Consider the following 18,979-nt stretch of genomic DNA (forward strand, 5'->3'; position numbering starts at 1 on the left):
TCTACAACGACAATCAATGAAAAATGGGTAACGGATATTACCTATATTCACACGCAAAAAGATGGTTGGTGTTACCTTGCATCTGTCATGGATTTGTATTCTAAAAAAATTGTTGGATATTCATTTTCACGAAATATGACAACGAATCTTGTGGTAAAAGCGTTAGAAAACGCTTACTATGCACAGAAACCACCAGAAGGTCTCATTCTACATACTGACTTAGGAACACAATATACAAGTCAAGAATTCCAAACGATACTCGCGAACTATAAAATCACCCCCTCTTTTAGCAAAAAAGGGTGTCCATATGATAATGCTTGCATAGAATCGTTTCATGCCACTTTAAAGAAAGAAGAAGTATATCGTACAAAATATGTCACATTTAAACAAGCAAGCTTAGCATTATTTCAATACATCGAGGGATGGTATAACCGCAAGAGGATTCATAGTAGCATTGGTTATAAAACTCCTCAAGCAATAGAAGATCTAGCTAAAAAAGTAGCTTAGATTTAACTTTTTTGTGTCCAAAATATTGACTCAAATCCATTCAAGTATTGCACTTTTTCGTTCAAGATAATTTTTTAATCAAATTTTTCAATTTAGACTTCTGTATAAAGAGCATAGTCTAAAATAGATTGATATACGCTATTCCATTCACGATGATGAACTGTGATTTCATTTGGATTAATTAATTTCCTATGGGTTGATTCGTGCTCACCTTCAAAATTGTGTAATTTTTTAATATCCATTCGGTAGAGCACTTGATAACCAACTTTAGGATATTTACTTTTTTCATCCCATTTTGGATTGTCGTTGTGATCAACTATTATGTATCCAAGAAGATTACATTTACCTTCAACATAGCCCTCTTCCATTGCTTCGCGTTTAAAGCACCCCTCAGGAGTTTCATTTAATTCAATGTGACCACCAGGAAAATCCCATCCTCTATGATTTAAATCGACTAATAATACCTTGCTATTATAAAAGCAAAGTCCATGAACACTTGTTATTAGGTCTTGTGGCGGTAGTTGATTATCTTGTTTCCAGGTTAATTTTACTTTTGCTTCTCCCCAATTTACATAAGCTGTTGTCATATAACACCCCCTTTTCCTAATTATACCATTTAAGAAGAAGCGATGTATTGTATCTTTTTGACTGTATATACTATACATGTATGGTTAACATAACGTCCTATTATCGGTAGCGAGGACAAGTCGGATTCCGACTCTCACAAGGAATCCGACTTTTTCTTTTCTATGATTCTATTCATGATCTTATACATTTCTATCCTGGCGTGGGTTTTAGGGTTCTCGTTTTTTACTGGATTAGCCGAAAAACTGCATAAAATCTTTCCCCGAATGCTGGCGGTACCCCATGCCCATCAAGCTAAGAAAAGCAATTACTCCAAAACGAAAAAATGAACTAAATTTCTATGGACAACTATGAAAGGATTAAATTTTTGTTTTGGGGATACTTCAAAATCTTAGGTTGATGGGCATGCGGCAGGACCCCATAAATAAATGTAGAAAGAACAAACTTCGTTTTGGATACATTTCAAGGTCTCAAGTCGATAGGCATATGGCGGCTCATTTCTGGAATTGTTTTCATGTGTCAATGATAGAAATATATTTTTTATTATGGCTACTTTTCAACTAGTACGATATCATCAAGATAGGCATCACCGATTTCACTTCCAGTAATTTGTAAGAAGAATGTATATGGATTATTAGTATTTAGAGTAGTAAATTCAACCGATTTTTGTTCATACTGTGAGGAATTAAACTCCAAATAAGGTGTGTCTTTTCCCCCAGGAGACTGTGCTCCTACCAGTAATCTTTTAAAAGGATGCGTTACTTTTCCAGATGCGGACAGTATGTATGTAGTATTTGGCTTCAAAGTTACGTCCCCCATAAGAAAACCATATCCTCCATTTAAATGAAGTCCTTTAGAATTATTTACTCCTGCATGCTCCTCAATATTGGAATTTATATCGCCATATGGTTTAAGAGGTTCTAAACTTGAATTGTGGTCAAAATCAATATTAAAAATATAAGATTTCTCCTTTTCCTTTAATTGTACATTATCAAACTTAGCCCTCCCATTTGCTGTAGAAGCAAGTTTGACAGCAAAGTTTGACACATCCTCCTCTGTTTTAAACTTCATCTCACGATGTTCCGGCTTAAATCCTGTATACTGCTTCTTTGTTAGAGGAACTATTTCTTGAGTGGCATTCAGATTACCTATTGTTACTTCTGCTGGAGAACCTATACTTCCCGCTACATCAAATGTTAATGTATATTCTGTATTCGGCTTTACAGTAACAAGCTGATAGGCTGTGTCTGCATGTATTAATTTCAGATAATGATTGCCTGTTTCAGAAGTGCCGATATTCTCGGTAGAAGAATTTGGATTAGATAAAATCCAGTTATTTAGCCTATCCTCAAAGTCTCCATTCCTAACTTGTTCATTTGCAGATGGACTATCTGCTGATACAATACCTGAAAAACCTATACTAGCACTTAATACAATTGCTGTAGAAAATGCTCCTATACCGACTTTTTTAAACAATTTCTTCATCTCCTTTGGTCAGATTAAAATTTACTCTTTCATTTTTCTATATATATTTGGATAAACCTGCCAAAGAACAACTTTATTAATAAATGATTTATAAGTTATTTTCAATTGAAACATCTTCAACATATACAAGGACACCTCGCTCAAATTGAACGGATAAAGAAAGCATATCAAGAGAGCAAAGTGACCTATTAACTAATGGAAGCGTCAGTTCCACTTGCTCGTTTATTAAGGTTATTCGTATCAATTTGAACAAACATTATTCCAAAGCTACATGAATAAAACACACGGCAAGCTTATGGGTAAATAATTAACTCACGGCCAATTTATGCTTCCATACAAACAGCCAAAAATTAAGTTCAGACAGAGTTTAATGGATAAAGAACTTGAATGAATTGGGTGTAAACTTGAAATTTTATAAAAAGATCTTAAGAAGAGTCACTAACATACAAGCCTCTATCAAACATGTATATAAGGGATATGTCGGATATAAAAGGAGGTTTTGTTATGTGGTCTTTGTTATGGTTGTTTTTTAAAGCAGGTGTATGTATCTATGTTGGAGTGTTAGCATGGGCATTTTGTTCTTACTACTTTAAAAACAAAAAGTAATTCAATATGCTGTAATAGAAAAAGACAGGGGATTTACCTTTGTCTTTTTTTCTCTATTAATTATTGAAATAGGGGTCACACGACATTCCCATCAACTTAACATTTTGAAGTATCCCCCAAATGAAAAAATTACACTGTTAAAGGTAAATATAGAATTAGAATATAGGTTATCAAGAATTAATAATTAGTAAAGTAGAAGATTTTAATAAAAATTGGTAAAATAATAACCAAGTATTGAAATTAGAAATAGGACTGTGTTAAAAAAGGAGATTCTATACTATGGAGCAAATTATTTCAAACAATAAGAACGGATCTACAGAGATATATTATAAATTATTCTCTATGTTATCTTTGTTAACTTTTCATAAGATCACATCCATTGAAAAGAAAAAGAAAAGCCTTAAGCTTTCCTTTGAAAACGAATTAAAAAATTTAACAAAAAATAATCCTTATAAATTATAAGGCTCTGGTGCAAAAATAAATTATAAAAAAAGTAGGAACTGAATTTCCTACTAAATTACAGATTATGATGCGATACCAAACAATTTATCAATGAAATCTTTTTGATTTTGGACAGACTTTACCCCTTGATGAAGTTGCTTCTTTTTTATCATATGCATCGCTTCTATGCCACTCAGTATGTAAGTGGCTGTACGAAATGATTTGAATCCTAACATCGAACGCACTCGCTTTTTAATAAATTGATGATCTTGTTCCACGATGTTATTGAGATATTTCACTCGCCTTATTTGGATGCCTACAGGCATCTTTTTTTCATTCTTCAACTCTTCAATGAATAGTGTTCTCACTTTTCTTCTCCTGTTTAAGATAAGAAGAAAACTGTTTTGTAACATCCATGTATTTGCCTCCTCTCCTATAAATTGTGTTGCATACATAAATGCTCACTTCTTAATAAATTGTGTTGTATTAGGTGACGTATGTTTAATTTTAAATTTTCACGGAAGGAAAACCAAACATGTACTTAAAGTTAAAAAATAAACGAACCCATATCGAAAAAATGGTAATTCTCCTCTAAAATAAGTGGGGAAACTTTCAAATTACTATTCTACTGTAGAATGAAAATGATACATTAATAATTAAGGTAATACGGTTCACTATTTGATTTTAAAGTATTTAGAAAGATATTGAGGTGCAATAGATGATACATAATATTCCAGATGTTTATACAAAAAAAATTCTTATAGTAGATGATGAAAAAGAGATTTTAAATTTATTGGAAGCAGTTTTAAAGAAAGAGGGGTTTCAACATATTTATACGTATACAACAGGAGAAGAAGGAATACGCATGTGTAAGCAAATCCAGCCAGATCTTATCATATTAGATATTATGCTTCCAGATTTAGATGGATATAGTGTTTGTCAGCAAATTCGACAGTTTACATTCGTTCCAATATTTTTCTTATCGGCGAAAAATGAAGATTTAGATAAAATACTTGGATTAAGTATAGGTGGTGATGATTACATTACAAAACCTTTTAGTCCGAAAGAAGTAGCATATAAGATGAAAGCATTTTTTCGACGTAATCAATATCAAGAAAAGGCTCGGATTATGTATCAGTTTGGAGACATTACGATAGATGAGGCACAAGGGACAGTGTTAAGGGGTGATACATTACTAACTTTAACAGCAAAAGAATTTAATATATTGCTATTTTTAATAAAAAATCCAAATCAAATTTTTAGTAAGGCCCGCTTATATGAAGCTGTCTGGGGAGAAACATATCTCGGTAATGATAATATTATGATGGTGCATATGAGGCATTTAAGAGAAAAAATAGAGGATGATCCTTCCAAACCCCATTATCTTGTAACAGTAAGGGGACTCGGATATAAACTTAATACAAAAGGTGATGTAAGATGAAGTGGAAAGTCACGAGACTATATATTGCATCATTAATTGGATTAATTATGTTTATCCTAATCGTGCAATTTTTTGCTTTTAGTTATTTAGTATTTACTTATAACTCTGAGGGAATGGACGATCCGGAAGGCTCAGTATTAGCTTTTCAAAAAGAAATCACAGTAGAAAATGAAAACATTTCTATAACAAATAAAGGAAAAAAATTTTTGCAAGAACATGGAGCATGGTTACAAGTATTAAATCATAATAGTGATGAAGTATTTCAAATGTATAAGCCTAAAAATACACCAACTCACTATACTCCGAGTGAGTTGATTTTACGCTATAAGTACGATATTGGGAATTATACAACATTTGTAGGTAAGTTAGATAAAAGTACACAAGTAGAAAGCTACATTGTCGCTTTCCCGTCAAACCAAGCATTGCGAAAATCTGTCTATTTGAACTTCAATAATTTATCTAGCTTCTATCCATATGGGCTTTTAATGTTAATAGGAGTAACAGTAGTTTGTATTTTATTATTTGCTTACATTGTAGCAAGGTATATGTCAAAACCTGTTGTCAGGATAATTGAACATATTAATAAATTAAAACAAGGACAATATAAACAAGTACCGGAAGAAAAGGGAATCTATGCAGAGGTGTATACAAATCTGAATCAGTTATCACATCAACTAAAGGATATTAACGTTCAAAGAAAAAGACTAGATACGATGCGAGCAGAATGGATTATAAACATCTCTCATGATTTAAAGACACCGCTCTCTTCTATTAAAGGCTATAGTGAAGTTATAGGGAATCGGGAGTATAAAATTACTGCACAAGAAATGTACCAATATGCAGAAGTAATTCAAGGTAAATCAATTTATATTGAAAAATTGATTGACGATTTAAAACTTACATATCAATTGAAGAATGCGTTGTTACCTATCCATAAAACTACAGTAGATATTGTGAATCTTACCCGAGAAATAATTATTGAATTTATGAATATGCCTCATTATGAGAATCGATTAATTGAATTTGAATGCCCTCAGGAAGAACTAATTATAAAAGCAGATCAGGGATTAATTCAACGTGCCACAGTAAACTTATTGAATAATGCGCTCATTCATACTGATGTTAAAACATTAATACAAGTTCGTATAAAACAAACATCCGGATACACCATAGTTACGATTGAGGACAATGGTGACGGAATAAATAAAAATGATTTACCACATATTTTTGATCGATACTTCCGTGGTACAAATACAGATCCAAAAAGTGGTTCAGGTTTAGGAATGGCAATTGTAAAGGAAATCATCGTAGCTCACGGTGGAGAAATTACAGTAGAAAGCACCAAAGGAAACGGTACTAAAATTACATTTCAGCTTCCGTTAGAAAATTAAGCTAAACTTAAGGTCAGCTCAATTCAAGATTAAGCAAGAACTTTCATAATAAATGATAGCTTAATCAAGAAAAAGAGGTGCCAATAATGGGAACATATATCGTTGAAACAGAAGATTTGACAAAGACATATGGAGCTGTAAATAGTGTGAATCAATTACAAATGCAAGTTGGTAAAGGTGAAATTTATGGATTCCTAGGCCCAAATGGGGCTGGGAAAACGACGACAATTAGAATGTTACTGGGATTAATAAAACCGACGACAGGTAATATTAAGGTATTCAATCGAGATTTAAAAACAAATCGAATAGATATTTTAAGAGAGGTTGGCTCTCTTGTTGAATCGCCATCTTATTATGGACATTTAACAGGTCATGAAAACCTAGAAGTAATTCGACAAATGCTACAAGTACCAAAAAAGAATATTGATGAGGTATTGCGTATTGTTCGATTAGAGAAACAAAAAGATAAACTAGTTAAACAATACTCACTTGGAATGAAGCAACGCCTTGGCATAGCAATGGCACTACTTGGAAATCCAAAATTGTTAATTTTAGATGAACCCACAAACGGATTAGACCCTGCCGGGATTCAAGAAATTCGTGAACTCATCAAACTACTGCCAAAGCAATATGATATGACAGTTGTTATTTCTAGTCATTTGTTAAATGAGATGGATCAAATTGCAACGCAAGTGGGTATTATTAATAGTGGACAGCTTATTTTTCAAGATAAAATTGAAGTGTTACGCAAAAAAAGCCAGGCATCAATGAAAATACGCGTAAATGATGTAGTAAAGGCTCATCAAATTTTAGAACAGCATCATATTCATCTTAGAATTGAAGGTAATTGTCTAGTTACGCATCAACAAGAAGATCACCTTATTTCTCACATAAATCATTTATTAGTACAGCAGAATTTATCAGTGTATCGCATTGAAGAAGAGAAGCATACGTTGGAAGAAATATTTCTAAACTTAACAGAAAAAGGCGGTGTTTTATAATGATTGCTGCCTTAAGAAGTGAATTATTGAAATTAAAAAGAAAGAAATTATTTTTAGTAGTATTTTTAATACAGTCTTTAGCGTTACTTTGGTTATTTGCTATTGTGTCACAAGAAAAAAAGGAATTTCTAAATTGGGAGTCGCTTCTTTCAAGAGTAAGTATGATAAATGCATTATTTTTACCTATAATGATTGCGACAATTACATCTCGAATTATTGATTTTGAAAATAAGGGGAACACCTGGAAGCTATTGTGTGCAATTCCCACATCTAGGCATCTAGTATATATAACCAAAATTATCTTTAGTCTCTTTTTTCTTGTATACGCAGGTATAATTTCTATTTCTGTAATTATATTTATAGGAAAAATTTTCAATTTTGAAAGTAGAATTCCGGTGATATTATTACTGAAATATGGTTGTTTTACCATTATAGGATGTATTCCAATGGTTATTTTGCAGCTCTGGATATCTTTGGTAGTGAAAAATCAAGTATTTGCTTTAACGGCAGGTGTAATTGGCTCATTTCTTGGGTATTTCGGACAGATGTTACCTTGGAAAACATGGATAATTTGGACCTATTCATCTCTGACAAATCCAATTTCTTGGGCATTTTCCAATGGAAAAATAGTGTTTTTCCCAAACCAAGAAGTCATGATGAATCTTTTGTTAAGTTTAGGTGTTAGTTTATTATTTATCATTCTTAGCACTGCTCATTTTTCGCAAAAAGATATTCATTAGGAGGATGCAGATATGTTATTAAGCTCATTTCGATGCGAATTATTAAAATTAAAACGTTCAAAAATATGGATTGTAATGACATTCATTCCGCTTATTTGTATTGCGCTTGGACTCATAAATTTTCAAGTAAACTACGATGTCTTAATGACAGTTTCAACAAATGAGTGGGAGAAAGCTTGGACACAAGTTGGATTAATTTATGGATTATTTTTATTTCCTGTTGTAGTAAGTATTTATTGTGCGTTTGTATGCCGCTTTGAACATAGCGAGGGAAATTGGAAGAAAATCATCTCTTTACCAATTCCATTTCGATATGTGTACATGGCAAAGTTATTAGTAATCTTTATGTTAACTTTATTGACACAAGTATTTTTTTTAATTGCTTATATCTTAATTGGTAAGCTACTAGGTATTACAAGCCCTATTCCTTGGGTTTCATTATTAAATTGGTCATTCAATGGATGGATTGGTACATTTTCAGTTGCTGCACTACAATTATTTCTTTCATCTTCTATAAAAAGTTTTGCTGTTCCAGTTGGAATGAGTTTTGGTTTTACATGTATAGGAATGATATTTCATTACTTAAATATCGGGTATATATGGCCATTTGCGCAACCAGGATTAGCAATGGACCCTATTCATCTAGAAGGCTTGCAGACTTTCTTTCAGTTTAGTAGTTTTTATGTCTTAAGTTGCTTATTTGTTATTATATTTACCTTTGTTGGAGTTCGAAGATTTACAATAAAAGATATTATATGAATAGAAGTACAGCGAAATTATTGAAATATTAGGGGACAAAACAGATAAAATTTCTAGGTGAAATACATGTATTAATAAAAGAGCTAACTTTACTCTTGATAGGGTAAAATTGGCTCTTTTTATCGTGGCTTGCTTAGCGTGATTTTTTTCCGAAATGCTGGCGGTACCCCATGCCCATCAAGCTAACCAAGTAAATTACTAGATATGAAACGATCCTTGTTTCAAAACTAGCAATTGATAGAAAAGTAGGCATGCTAAAGAAGCCTATTAAAACGTGATTTTTTCGCTAGGCAGTTTGTCTATGTTTCACCGTCGTTTTATACACAATTCCTAGAATATCAAAGACGGTCATCTTCTTATACCGATGACATTTACGACCGTTCTTTTTGAGCAGCAGATAAAGACGATGCAGAATTTTTAAAAGTTCTTCTGGGCCAACGGCTATCGCTTGAAACAGTAACGGAAAGTAATCTTTAATCATATAAATTGCTTTGTATTCACTCAGCTCTTGCTTTGTCTTTTCAAGCAGAAACTGTCGCATTTGAAACATCGTAGAAGAACAGAGGAGAATGCCGATGAGTTGTCCATATAAATGACACTCTAGGCGTTCTCTTTTAATATTTTTACATTCATCAATTTCAAAAAATGACTTCCACGTTTTAAACAAAATTTCAATCTGCCAACGAAGTGAATACAATGAGTGCACGTAGCTCGTTGGTACTTCTTCTAGCGACGTGTTCGTGATATATACATTCATACCCATTAAACGTTTACTTTTATCCTTCATAACAATGCCTTTCTTCTTTTCACGTATCGCTTGGTTTTTCAGGCGTGTTTGCGTTTGATCATCTGTTAAACGATGGATAATGACACGTGCTGGAAGCTTCTGATTTTGCCCAATGTATGCCTCGGAGATTTCTATCGTTTCACCAGGGATTAGGCTCGACATCATTTGTGTCATATCAAGCTGTATGTATTCTGTTTGCTTTTTTAACGTGCCGTTGTTGAAGTATTCTGGCTCAGGGTTCTTGATATAAATGCGTGTATTCAGCTTTAACCGCGAGATATAGTAAGCCTTTTTATCATGAATAGTTTGTAAGTCTCCTAAATCGAAGTAACCAAGATCACGTAAACACAAATTGCCCGCCTCTACGGTTTCAAGGCAGATGGTACCGTATGTTTTATCATTATTCTTTCCTGGCCCAAGCTGCACGTTAAGAAATTGACCATTAAGTAAATCATATTCCAATTGAATTTTCACGCCTGCCGTATTACTACTCCCACCTGACCCTTGATAGTTAGTGGCGAAATGATCAGGCAGTTGAAACACTGTTGCATCTAAAATACGGATACGATTGAAAGTAGAGATTATATGTGCAGAAAGCGAGTGATTTGAACAGAGTTTTTGTTTGAGAAGAGAAGTAAAGACTTCTCGAAGAAATGCGACAGCTGCTGGATTAAAGCGTTGATTCAATCCTTCTGAGCTCATCAGTACCCCAGTTGAAGCTTCTAACTGACTGCACAATTGCGTAAGTGATGTGCTAGCGATTTCTTGATTTAGCCATACGCAAAGGGCAATGAGTTCGTTTGCTTGATACTTACTAGATCGCTGTACAAAGCCAACTTGTTTGGCGATATCTTGTAGGACTACTGGAGATAAAAAGTATTGTAGCTCTTGTGCGAAAAAATTCAGTTCATTTGAAATAATAGGATTCATTAAAAACACCATCCTTTTTCATAAACTTCTTACGATAAGCATAGCGTTTTTTTATTTTGAGGGTATGATTTTAACTTTACTTGATGGGCATGTGATGCTACCTCTTACTGGTTACATTTTACAAACGAAGAAATATAATGTATAATCAACAATCATATTAACATTGTTAATATGATTGTTGATTATACTAATGATGTGAGGTGTTTATTTTGAAAGGAAGAGATGTTGTTTTAGGTTTACTTATGGAAAAAGAATTATCTGGCTATGATATAAAAATTGTTTTTGAAGAAGTATTCACTCATTTTTTCGATGGAAGTTTTGGAATGATTTATCCGACTTTAAGGCAGTTGGAAAAAGAAGAAAAAATCAAAAAAGAGGTTGTGATGCAAGAGGGGAAGCCAAATAAAAAAATGTATTTCATAACAGATGAAGGAAGAGAAGAATTTTATCAATATATGAAGACAGATGTAGAGAAAGATGTATTGCGTTCTGACTTTTTAATGCGCATGTATTTTGGGGAGTATGCCGATATCAAGACAATGAAAAGATGGATTGAAGAAGAAATAGAGAGAAAAGAAGCGTATATTGCAGATCTCCGTTTGAAATATGAAAAGTGGAAAGAAGGAATTACATTTGCGGAAGAGATTTCATTAGATCTTGGGATTGCTTCTTATACTGCGCAAGTTGAAACATTAAAAAATAAATTAGCTCAGCTTGCAGTACGAGAAAAAAACGAAAAGTAAAGTTACATGTGAGAAAAGGGGGATTATTGTGGAACAAGCAAAGGGAGTCAAAATTGTTTTCTTAATGTGTTTAGGTATTTTCCTGTGTATGATTGATACGACAATTATGAATATTGCTTTGCCCGCAATACAGGCTGATGTGAATACATCATTGGAGAAAATGTCTTGGATCTTGAATGTATATACAATGTCTATTGCAGTATTAGCGATTCCACTAGGGAGAATTGCTGATATATTTGGAAAGGCAAAATTATATATTATGGGTTTAATCATTTTTGGATTTGGTTCCACGTTATGTGCTTTTGCAAATACGGGCGATTTTCTTATTTTTTCTCGTTTTATTCAAAGCATTGGAGCCGCTATTTTATTTCCGACAAGTATGGTAATTGGAGTATCGGCAGTTCCATTGGTAAAGAGGCATATTGCGCTTGGTATTTTAGGCGTGACACAAGGCTTATCAGCAGCTATAGGACCTGTACTAGGAGGATTTATTACACAAAATTTAGGATGGAGATGGGTATTCTTTGTGAATGTTCCCATCTGTATCATTGGTATCATTCTATGTTTCATTATGCTAACAATAAAAAATGAAGAACGAGTGGGAGCTAAAATTGATTGGGCTGGATTGGTGCTTTCTAGTGTTGCCATTTTCTTTTCCACACTTGTTTTAGTGAAAGGGAATACTTGGGGATGGATGAGTAACGTTTCATGGATTTGCTATATCATTGGTGCTATTTCTTTTATTCTATTTATCTTAGTTGAAAGAAAAGTTACATCACCGATGGTAAATTTACAGTTATTTAAAGATCGAACTTTTGTTGGAGCTTCAATCGTAGTTATATTAAGTAATTTATTTTTAATTGGTGTAACGGTTTTACTTCCGACATTCCTCACAAAAATGCAACACCGAACAGAAATCGAAGCCGCTTTTTTAGTAACACCTATTTCAGCTATGATATTTTTAGTTTCACCATTTGCTTCGCTAATTATGAAGAAACTTGGCAAGGTTCTCGTTATATTAATAGGATTTATCGTTATGAGTCTTGCTTATTATAGTTTACAGAAGATAGGTGTTGATTCAACTAATATAGAAATTATCATTCCGTGTATGATTTTAGGTGTTGGTTATGGTTTAGTGGTTGGGCCCATTACGATATTAGCCGCATCCTCATTTGAGGGAGAATTATTAACTGCCTCTCAGAGTGTCGTGTCCATGCTTAGACAAGTAGGAATCGTATTAGCTGTAGCTATTTTTGTATCAGGTTTGACTCATAATTTATCTACAAATAAAGAAAAAGTGTATTACTATGCAGAAGAAAAAGTGCATGATCTTCATGTTGATAAAGCGGCGCAAGATCAAATATTAACAGTAACAAAGGAAAAAATACAAAATAAAAACTTAGAATCACATATAGAAAAGAAACAAGGAACAGATAATATTGGCCTAAGTCAGGAACAAAAGGAAAATTTAGTTCAAGAAAAAGTAAATAATGCTTTAAATGAAGTTCCAGTAGAATACAGAGAAATGAAACGGGCAGAAATTACAAATCAAGTAACGAAAGCGGTTGATGAAAAAATAGGGGACACAAAGAGAGAAATGGGGGCCTTCTCAGATGATATGAGTCATTACGCTGAAAAAGAGATGGCATTGAGTTTTACAGATTTATACAAAACGAGTATACCAGTTATTTTGATCTGTAGTTTAGTCGGTTTTGTGTTTCGTGAAAGGAAATTAGGAGTTGATAAGAGAAAAAAGCTAAATGTATCGTGATATTTTCATCTTAGAATGTAGCAAAGGAGTTAGGTAGTAGCTAATAATCAGTAAAGGATTTTTCAGCCTTCACTGATTAAGTTTTATTAGGGCTAGCATCACATCGCTATCAAGTTAAGAAACACATTCTTCCCCAAAACGATAAAAATGAACTTCGGTCCTACAAAAAGCACAAAATTTCCATTTAGGGGGTACTTTAAAATCTTAGCTTGATAGCGATGGGGTACCGCCAGCATTTTAGAAAAAAACTCATATTAAGCAGAAAATACAATAAGCCGCCCATATGGACATCTCTTTTACATAATTATCGTTATCTGAAATAAAAAAGCTCTACAGAACAAAGAATATAGATTATGTATCCATGGAGATGCAGTCCCAATCTTCATTTCTATAACTGATTAGCCAGAACAAGCCCCTTCGTCTTTCAACAACAATACTTTCCTGCATACCAGCAGTCGCTCCTCTCCCATTAATTCTATCATGTACACAAGCCCAATGAAGCCGATAAATGAGGTCGGCCTCGTCCAAAATCTCTTCTGCACTTCGTAATCTTGTTTGTTGATAAAATTCATTAAAAGAACCACAATTAGAAACGAGTTTAATTGCGTAATGACAGTCACAGACCTCTTTTGGAAATTTCAGTGTATTCACGAGACCTATTGACCAAAGTAAAACCCATTGAGCTTCATACTGCCATGCAATCTGTATGGCTTCTTTCTGGTCAGGTTGCTCTGAATTTAGGAAATCTCTTTCCTGCTTCGTTAATGATTCAACCACACCGAATTTTTTCAGCAGCTCCATGACGAACTCTTTGGAAGTTTTCAAATCTCCTTCTTGGACAACATCACAAGCATATTGTATAACAATCAGCAAAGCTACTGCTCTCTTTGTAATCTCTTCTCGATTTCTCAACTGAATACTTGTCAAAGGCGGCAATTGAGGCAATCCTTCGATATATGGAATCCCTTTATCTTGCAGGTTGCTTATCGATTTCTGTCTTCTTTTTTCCCCATCGGTAGAAGTACTTTCCTGGCCCATTATTATCTTCGTACATGCATGAGGAGTAAATTCTGAAGGACCAGAGGATCCATCTGGAAATACGATTACTTGTCCATCCTTCCCGATGAGAGTACGATCAGGGATAAAACCAATACCGTTTACCTGATTGAGTAACTTGAGGAACAGCTCTACGTAGTCATCACTATAATCCTTCTCCGTCTCTATAGCAATTATGGTATTAATTACAGAAATCTGTGCCAAAACCATCGTCTTAAGGCGTTCTTCTTGAAATGCAATTTGATCGTACATATGCATCATTCCAGGAATATTATTGGAAAAATAAACAGGAGATGATTCTTCAGAATCCACCCGAATAATAATTTTATTTTTGCCAAATAGTCTCTTCGATTGAATAGTATATTCATTTTTATTGCGTACAACCTTGAATCCATTTTGGAAAACTTGAGTAATGAAACCTTCTATATCATTTGTATCGTTCCTTGATGCAAATATCGTGAAAAATCTCAATTTTCCCCCTCCTCCAATGCTTATATTCAATTTAGCTATTAAATTTAGAAAAACAAAAGAACATAAGCTGTTTAACATATTATACATGACTAATAGGGGGCACGTCACATCGCTATCAAGCTAATAAAACAAAATATCCCCTAAAATGAAAAAATACGCTATTCTTTCTGTAGAATCATAGGAAAGGATGGCGGATTTGATATGAATTTATCGATTTCTGAGGAACTGGAATTGATTTCTAAAGAGTTACAAAGATATATGTCACCTGATGCTTTAGAGCAATTAGCTAAAAAAGTTGGATTTGTTCAAAGAAAAAGTGAATACCGCGCACAAGATTTAGTGGCTCTATGTATTTGGTTAAGTCAAAACATAGCTCATACTTCATTAACACAATTATGTAGTCGATTAGAAGCTAACACAGGCATTCCTATGAGGCTTCTGTTGCAAAGTTAAAAAAAAAGCATAAACAGGTTGGTAAATAAGGAACAATGTTTAGGAAGTAGCTAGTAATTGTTGAAGTTCATTGTACGTTGAAAAGGCGGAGTCTCTTTGAAGACTTCGCCTTTGTTTATATAGGGCATGAATGGTTTCAATACCTTTTATCGTACGTGAAGCATGACGAAGATTTTGAAATCCTGCGGATTTGGCAAAACGTCTCTTTACATGCCTATGATCCTGTTCAATAAGATTGTTTAAATGTTTGATTGTACAATGGATTGTCTTTTGATAAAATCCTTGTTTTCTTAATTTGTTAAATGCACAAAGTAATGCCGGCGCTTTGTCTGTAATGAGAACCGTTGGTTCTCCAAAATGTTTTACTAATCTTTTCATGAAGGCATAAGCAGCCTGATGATCCCGTTTTTTACGAAGTTGAATATCCAATGTATGGCCATCTTTATCAATTGCACGATAGAGATAACACCACTTGCCCTTAATTTTGATATAAGTCTCATCCAAATGCCAAGATAATCGTGCAGATTTATTTTTCACTTTCCAAATTTGATAGATGTGATTGCCATATTCATGAACCCATCGCATGATGGTTGTTGGGTGAACTGAAATACCACGTTCTTTTGGGATTTCAGAGACATCGCGATAACTTAAAGAAAAACGGCAGTAATAGCCGACAGCTACTAAAATAATCTCTTTTTTGAATTGTTTTCCTTTAAAATATCTCATGTCTGATTCTCCTAGATCCTGTTTTCTAGAGTGTAGCTTCATGTAGAAAACTTTGCAACAGAACCAAATGCAAGATGCAGAAGATAAAATGTATGAAGTATTGGCACAAACCATAGATAAAGCGATACAAGAAGGAGAGATTCCTAAAAGGCACACGCTTTTAAGTGCTCACGCCTTTGTTGTTTTGCTATACGTTGGAGACTACAAAGATGTTGATCAAAAGCCCCTTATCCCTGATATAGAAGATTTAGCAAAACAAATTGTTGACTTTTATTGGAACGGATTAAGTAAATAATTATGATTGCTTCTTAATTATTTTTTCTACAATACTCTCTTTTTAATTGATAACAATTCATTTCAGTAAACTTTTAATTATTTCCTTCATTCAATAGCCGTAATAAATACTTTAATCTAGTTTGTGTTCGAGTTAATAACCCAAAAGTTTTATTTTTGCAAAAAATAAAAAAGCTTAAGAGAATAACTGAAATAATCAGTCTCTCCTACACTTTGCCCCTTCCATGACACTAGTTTTTGGATTGCTTTAATAAAATAAACAAAGTTAAAAGTTAATAAATACTTTCGATATTAAAAAGGCAAGCATCAAAAGGTGCTTGCCCTATCTTCTAACGACGATGTTCCACGAGATCAATTACACCTAAAACAACGTGAGCTAAACCAAATCCAAATATTGTATTTGCAATCATCTTATTAGACCCACAAGTTTGCTTAAGAGCATAACCCGCAGCTGTAACTGCTGTACCTAGTGTAGTTGGAATTAATCCTTCACGAATATTCATAGTAACGCCCTCCTAGTATCGTAGTTAGTAATTATGATCTAATACTTTATAATTAAAGTATTAAATCAAGTATTAGTATTTTCCTGCTTTGTGGAAAATATGTGGAGCTATTTTAAATACCTCTACTTAATTATGATACAGCGTAACTAAAATTGTTAATGCGTAAGTTGTTTTAATACATTTACATGTTCCATATCTTTAGCTAGAATATCATGTATTAACTTATGATTTTCTGAATCCAAATCACCTTGTACAATTTCTTCTGATATTTTAATCCCATAATAACCTTCGCTCTTTTACGCGCTATTTACAATTACTTCTGTTGTATCTGGTACTGTAAATTGACTTATTAAACCTTGAATAGAGCCAACGCTTCCTTCATTATTAACTGGTACTCCTCCAAGATTTTGTATTTTTTCTGCTACTTTTAAAGCATGTTGTTTGTGATCTTATTGTATTCTTTGAAATTCCTTTTTTATTTCTAGACCTTTTAAATTTTCTATATAATGCTCATAAGCGTGAATACCCATGTGCTGACATTCAGCTTCTCAATAAAGCTAATCCGCTAGAAGTACGAGATTTAGCTCAGTTAGCTGTTACGGTTACTAATAAAATCGAGTCATTGGGGAAAGTAGTTGTTGCCGCCATCAACGGCTTAGCACTAGGAGGTGGACTGGAGTTAGCTGAATCCTGTGCACTCCGTGTTTGTGCTAATCATGCTAGATTAGGACATCCTGAAGTCCGTATTGGAGCTGTTGCGGGTTTTGGAGGAACTACAAGACTGCCCAGACTTATAGGTAAGGGGCGTGCTGCAGAACTGTTGCTCACTGGAAACGCGATAAGCGCAGACGAAGCTTATAGAATAGGACTGGTTAATAGGATTGTTGAACCTGATAAATTACTATCAGAAGTAGAAACTCTTATCCTAGAAATTCTGTCTCAGGCTCCTATCGCAGTAAAAATGACTTGGGAGGCAATTCATCGGGGAAGTAATCTAACCTTAGAAGAGTCCGCACTTCTTGGTGCAGATTATTTTGGTTTGATAGCGTCCACCAAGGACTTCAGAGAAGGAACTAAATCATTTTTAGAAAAGACCCAACCATTATTTAAAGGGAGATAGTTAATCGAATCAATCATGTGTGGATTTAAAATAGATTTTGATAAAAACGGCACAATATTTTGGGATACACCCTTGATTTATAAAGATTTAGCAACTTGTTTTTATTAAACTTTATTCTAATTCAACACTTAGAATAGTGATTAGTGATAAAGAGAATAAAAACAGTTAAATTAACTTCCGCTAACGATAATTATGCAAACACAAAAGTCCCCCAGTTAAACAACTTAAAGAACTGTTAATAGTCTCCTAAATACATTGAATCCCGATAATGAGACGTTATGTCAACCTAACATGTATAGGATATACACTGTTCCTTATTCAATTAAATGGCAGGTTAGTTGAAGTGTATTTTGGTTAATATAGGAATTTTTGGATGCCCCTAGAATATAAAAAATATAGATTGTATTATAGGAGGTATATAATGAAACAAAACATTTATGATAATCCGTTTTTCTTTAAAAAGTATAAGTCATTTCGTGAAACTGGATTTACCTTTAATGATTTTGTTGAACAGCCAGCAATTAAATCTATAATTGCTAATCTTACAGATAAGTCTGTATTAGATTTGGGATGTGGAACTGGTCATTTTTCTATGTACTGTGTAGAAAATGGTGCCTCGAAAGTTATAGGAGTGGACATCTCAAGAAATATGATTGAACAAGCTGAAATGTATAACAAAAGCGAAAAAATAGATTATATGTGTGTACCAATAGAAGAACTTAATTTGCCAAATCAAAAATTCGACTTAATAACAAGCTCTTTAGTTATACATTACATAGAAGATTACTCACATCTAATTAAGAAAATAAGAGGTCTGTTAAAAAATGATGGTGAATTTATCTTTTCAACAGAACATCCAATAGTAACAGCTCGAAAGGAAATGAATAATTGGTTCAAGGATAATAATGAAAACAGATTGCATTGGGCATTAGATAATTACCAAGAAGAAGGAAAAAGGGAGGAACATTGGTGGATAGATGGTGTTGTTAAATATCACAGAACAATTTCAACATTAATTAATACTCTTATAGACAACGGTCTTGTAATTGAGAAAATTATTGAGCCAGAGTCAACTCCAACAGGATTAGAAAAAATGCCAGAATTAATAAATGAAAAACGGAGACCATCTTCTATTATCATTAAATCAAGAAAATATTGAGATTGAACCC

The 18,979-nt window shown here is 33.5% G+C and carries 18 protein-coding genes and 2 pseudogenes; 13 read left to right on the forward strand and 7 right to left on the reverse strand.

Annotated elements, in window-relative coordinates; translation table 11 throughout:
* A partial coding sequence (locus M014_RS0120300; protein WP_026593175.1) for an IS3 family transposase occupies positions 1-507 on the forward strand: 507 nt, incomplete at its 5' end.
* A gap of 92 nt (positions 508-599) precedes the next feature.
* Here the strand turns inward: M014_RS0120300 and M014_RS0120305 are convergent.
* On the reverse strand, positions 600-1,094 hold the full coding sequence (locus M014_RS0120305; RefSeq protein ID WP_026593331.1) for an NUDIX hydrolase: 495 nt from the start codon (positions 1,092-1,094) through the stop codon (positions 600-602).
* A 547-nt stretch (positions 1,095-1,641) separates the two neighbouring features.
* Positions 1,642-2,568, reverse strand: a complete 927-nt coding sequence (locus tag M014_RS0120310) for a carbohydrate binding domain-containing protein (RefSeq protein WP_026593332.1) — start codon at positions 2,566-2,568, stop codon at positions 1,642-1,644.
* Positions 2,569-3,462: 894 nt separating this feature from the next.
* Here M014_RS0120310 and M014_RS0120325 point away from each other — a divergent pair.
* On the forward strand, positions 3,463-3,645 hold the full coding sequence (locus M014_RS0120325; RefSeq protein WP_026593333.1) for a hypothetical protein: 183 nt from the start codon (positions 3,463-3,465) through the stop codon (positions 3,643-3,645).
* Between the two features lie 62 nt (positions 3,646-3,707).
* Here M014_RS0120325 and M014_RS27335 read toward each other — a convergent pair.
* Positions 3,708-3,977, reverse strand: a pseudogene (locus M014_RS27335) (DDE-type integrase/transposase/recombinase); the annotation flags it as partial.
* 365 nt (positions 3,978-4,342) lie between these two features.
* Here M014_RS27335 and M014_RS0120335 point away from each other — a divergent pair.
* The 5 genes from M014_RS0120335 to M014_RS0120355 all read left to right on the forward strand — a co-directional run bounded on the left by M014_RS0120335 (position 4,343) and on the right by M014_RS0120355 (position 8,956).
* The gene (locus tag M014_RS0120335) at positions 4,343-5,065 is read left to right on the forward strand and encodes a response regulator transcription factor (RefSeq protein ID WP_026593334.1); all 723 of its coding nucleotides are present in this window, start codon (positions 4,343-4,345) and stop codon (positions 5,063-5,065) included.
* Positions 5,062-6,456 (forward strand): sensor histidine kinase, encoded by a 1,395-nt coding sequence (locus M014_RS0120340; protein WP_026593335.1) that lies wholly within the window; start codon positions 5,062-5,064, stop codon positions 6,454-6,456. Before M014_RS0120335 ends, M014_RS0120340 begins: the two co-directional genes overlap by 4 nt.
* 86 nt (positions 6,457-6,542) lie before the next feature.
* Positions 6,543-7,457 (forward strand): ABC transporter ATP-binding protein, encoded by a 915-nt coding sequence (locus M014_RS0120345; RefSeq protein WP_026593336.1) that lies wholly within the window; start codon positions 6,543-6,545, stop codon positions 7,455-7,457.
* Positions 7,457-8,197, forward strand: coding sequence for an ABC transporter permease (locus M014_RS0120350; RefSeq protein ID WP_026593337.1), 741 nt, complete (start codon positions 7,457-7,459; stop codon positions 8,195-8,197). Before M014_RS0120345 ends, M014_RS0120350 begins: the two co-directional genes overlap by 1 nt.
* Positions 8,198-8,209: 12 nt before the next feature.
* Complete coding sequence (locus M014_RS0120355; protein WP_026593338.1) at positions 8,210-8,956, forward strand: ABC transporter permease; 747 nt, start codon at positions 8,210-8,212, stop codon at positions 8,954-8,956.
* Positions 8,957-9,242: 286 nt separating this feature from the next.
* Here M014_RS0120355 and M014_RS0120360 read toward each other — a convergent pair whose 3' ends face one another.
* Positions 9,243-10,673, reverse strand: a complete 1,431-nt coding sequence (locus M014_RS0120360; RefSeq protein ID WP_026593339.1) for an IS4 family transposase — start codon at positions 10,671-10,673, stop codon at positions 9,243-9,245.
* Between the two features lie 209 nt (positions 10,674-10,882).
* Here M014_RS0120360 and M014_RS0120365 point away from each other — a divergent pair, with 209 nt between their 5' ends.
* Positions 10,883-11,416, forward strand: a complete 534-nt coding sequence (locus M014_RS0120365) for a PadR family transcriptional regulator (protein WP_026593340.1) — start codon at positions 10,883-10,885, stop codon at positions 11,414-11,416.
* A 28-nt stretch (positions 11,417-11,444) separates the two neighbouring features.
* Positions 11,445-13,187, forward strand: a complete 1,743-nt coding sequence (locus tag M014_RS0120370) for an MFS transporter (protein WP_026593341.1) — start codon at positions 11,445-11,447, stop codon at positions 13,185-13,187.
* Positions 13,188-13,538: 351 nt separating this feature from the next.
* Here M014_RS0120370 and M014_RS0120375 read toward each other — a convergent pair whose 3' ends face one another.
* The gene (locus tag M014_RS0120375) at positions 13,539-14,714 is read right to left on the reverse strand and encodes a DUF4272 domain-containing protein (RefSeq protein WP_026593342.1); all 1,176 of its coding nucleotides are present in this window, start codon (positions 14,712-14,714) and stop codon (positions 13,539-13,541) included.
* Positions 14,715-14,915: 201 nt separating this feature from the next.
* Here M014_RS0120375 and M014_RS0120380 point away from each other — a divergent pair.
* Positions 14,916-15,146, forward strand: a pseudogene (locus tag M014_RS0120380) (IS4 family transposase); the annotation flags it as partial.
* Between the two features lie 60 nt (positions 15,147-15,206).
* Here the strand turns inward: M014_RS0120380 and M014_RS0120385 are convergent.
* Positions 15,207-15,893: an IS6 family transposase gene (locus M014_RS0120385; protein WP_026593344.1), complete on the reverse strand. Its 687-nt coding sequence runs from the start codon at positions 15,891-15,893 to the stop codon at positions 15,207-15,209.
* Between the two features lie 52 nt (positions 15,894-15,945).
* On the opposite strand from M014_RS0120385, the gene M014_RS0120390 reads away from it, so the two are divergent.
* On the forward strand, positions 15,946-16,188 hold the full coding sequence (locus M014_RS0120390; protein ID WP_026593345.1) for a hypothetical protein: 243 nt from the start codon (positions 15,946-15,948) through the stop codon (positions 16,186-16,188).
* A 328-nt stretch (positions 16,189-16,516) separates the two neighbouring features.
* Here the strand turns inward: M014_RS0120390 and M014_RS0120395 are convergent, their stop codons facing one another.
* Complete coding sequence (locus M014_RS0120395) at positions 16,517-16,690, reverse strand: hypothetical protein (protein ID WP_026593346.1); 174 nt, start codon at positions 16,688-16,690, stop codon at positions 16,517-16,519.
* 538 nt (positions 16,691-17,228) lie between these two features.
* Between M014_RS0120395 and M014_RS27340 the strand changes: the two genes are divergently transcribed.
* Both M014_RS27340 and M014_RS0120405 read left to right on the forward strand, forming a co-directional pair.
* Positions 17,229-17,810, forward strand: a complete 582-nt coding sequence (locus M014_RS27340) for an enoyl-CoA hydratase-related protein (protein WP_269321451.1) — start codon at positions 17,229-17,231, stop codon at positions 17,808-17,810.
* A 421-nt stretch (positions 17,811-18,231) separates the two neighbouring features.
* Entirely contained in the window at positions 18,232-18,969 is a 738-nt protein-coding gene (locus M014_RS0120405; protein ID WP_026593347.1) for a class I SAM-dependent methyltransferase, read from the forward strand.
* Positions 18,970-18,979: the final 10 nt, after the last annotated feature.

This window comes from Bacillus sp. UNC437CL72CviS29 (assembly GCF_000482345.1).
Taxonomy (GTDB): Bacteria; Bacillota; Bacilli; order Bacillales; family Bacillaceae_G; genus Bacillus_A; species Bacillus_A arachidis.

What these genes read in the sequence shown, in the direction of transcription:
- M014_RS0120305 (WP_026593331.1), bottom strand. Translation starts at nt 1,094, where the DNA reads ATGACAACAGCTTATGTAAATTGGGGAGAAGCAAAAGTAAAATTAACC.
- M014_RS0120325 (WP_026593333.1), top strand. Translation starts at nt 3,463, where the DNA reads ATGGAGCAAATTATTTCAAACAATAAGAACGGATCTACAGAGATATAT.
- M014_RS0120335 (WP_026593334.1), top strand. Translation starts at nt 4,343, where the DNA reads ATGATACATAATATTCCAGATGTTTATACAAAAAAAATTCTTATAGTA.
- M014_RS0120340 (WP_026593335.1), top strand. Translation starts at nt 5,062, where the DNA reads ATGAAGTGGAAAGTCACGAGACTATATATTGCATCATTAATTGGATTA.
- M014_RS0120345 (WP_026593336.1), top strand. Translation starts at nt 6,543, where the DNA reads ATGGGAACATATATCGTTGAAACAGAAGATTTGACAAAGACATATGGA.
- M014_RS0120350 (WP_026593337.1), top strand. Translation starts at nt 7,457, where the DNA reads ATGATTGCTGCCTTAAGAAGTGAATTATTGAAATTAAAAAGAAAGAAA.
- M014_RS0120355 (WP_026593338.1), top strand. Translation starts at nt 8,210, where the DNA reads ATGTTATTAAGCTCATTTCGATGCGAATTATTAAAATTAAAACGTTCA.
- M014_RS0120360 (WP_026593339.1), bottom strand. Translation starts at nt 10,673, where the DNA reads ATGAATCCTATTATTTCAAATGAACTGAATTTTTTCGCACAAGAGCTA.
- M014_RS0120385 (WP_026593344.1), bottom strand. Translation starts at nt 15,893, where the DNA reads ATGAGATATTTTAAAGGAAAACAATTCAAAAAAGAGATTATTTTAGTA.
- M014_RS0120395 (WP_026593346.1), bottom strand. Translation starts at nt 16,690, where the DNA reads ATGAATATTCGTGAAGGATTAATTCCAACTACACTAGGTACAGCAGTT.
- M014_RS0120405 (WP_026593347.1), top strand. Translation starts at nt 18,232, where the DNA reads ATGAAACAAAACATTTATGATAATCCGTTTTTCTTTAAAAAGTATAAG.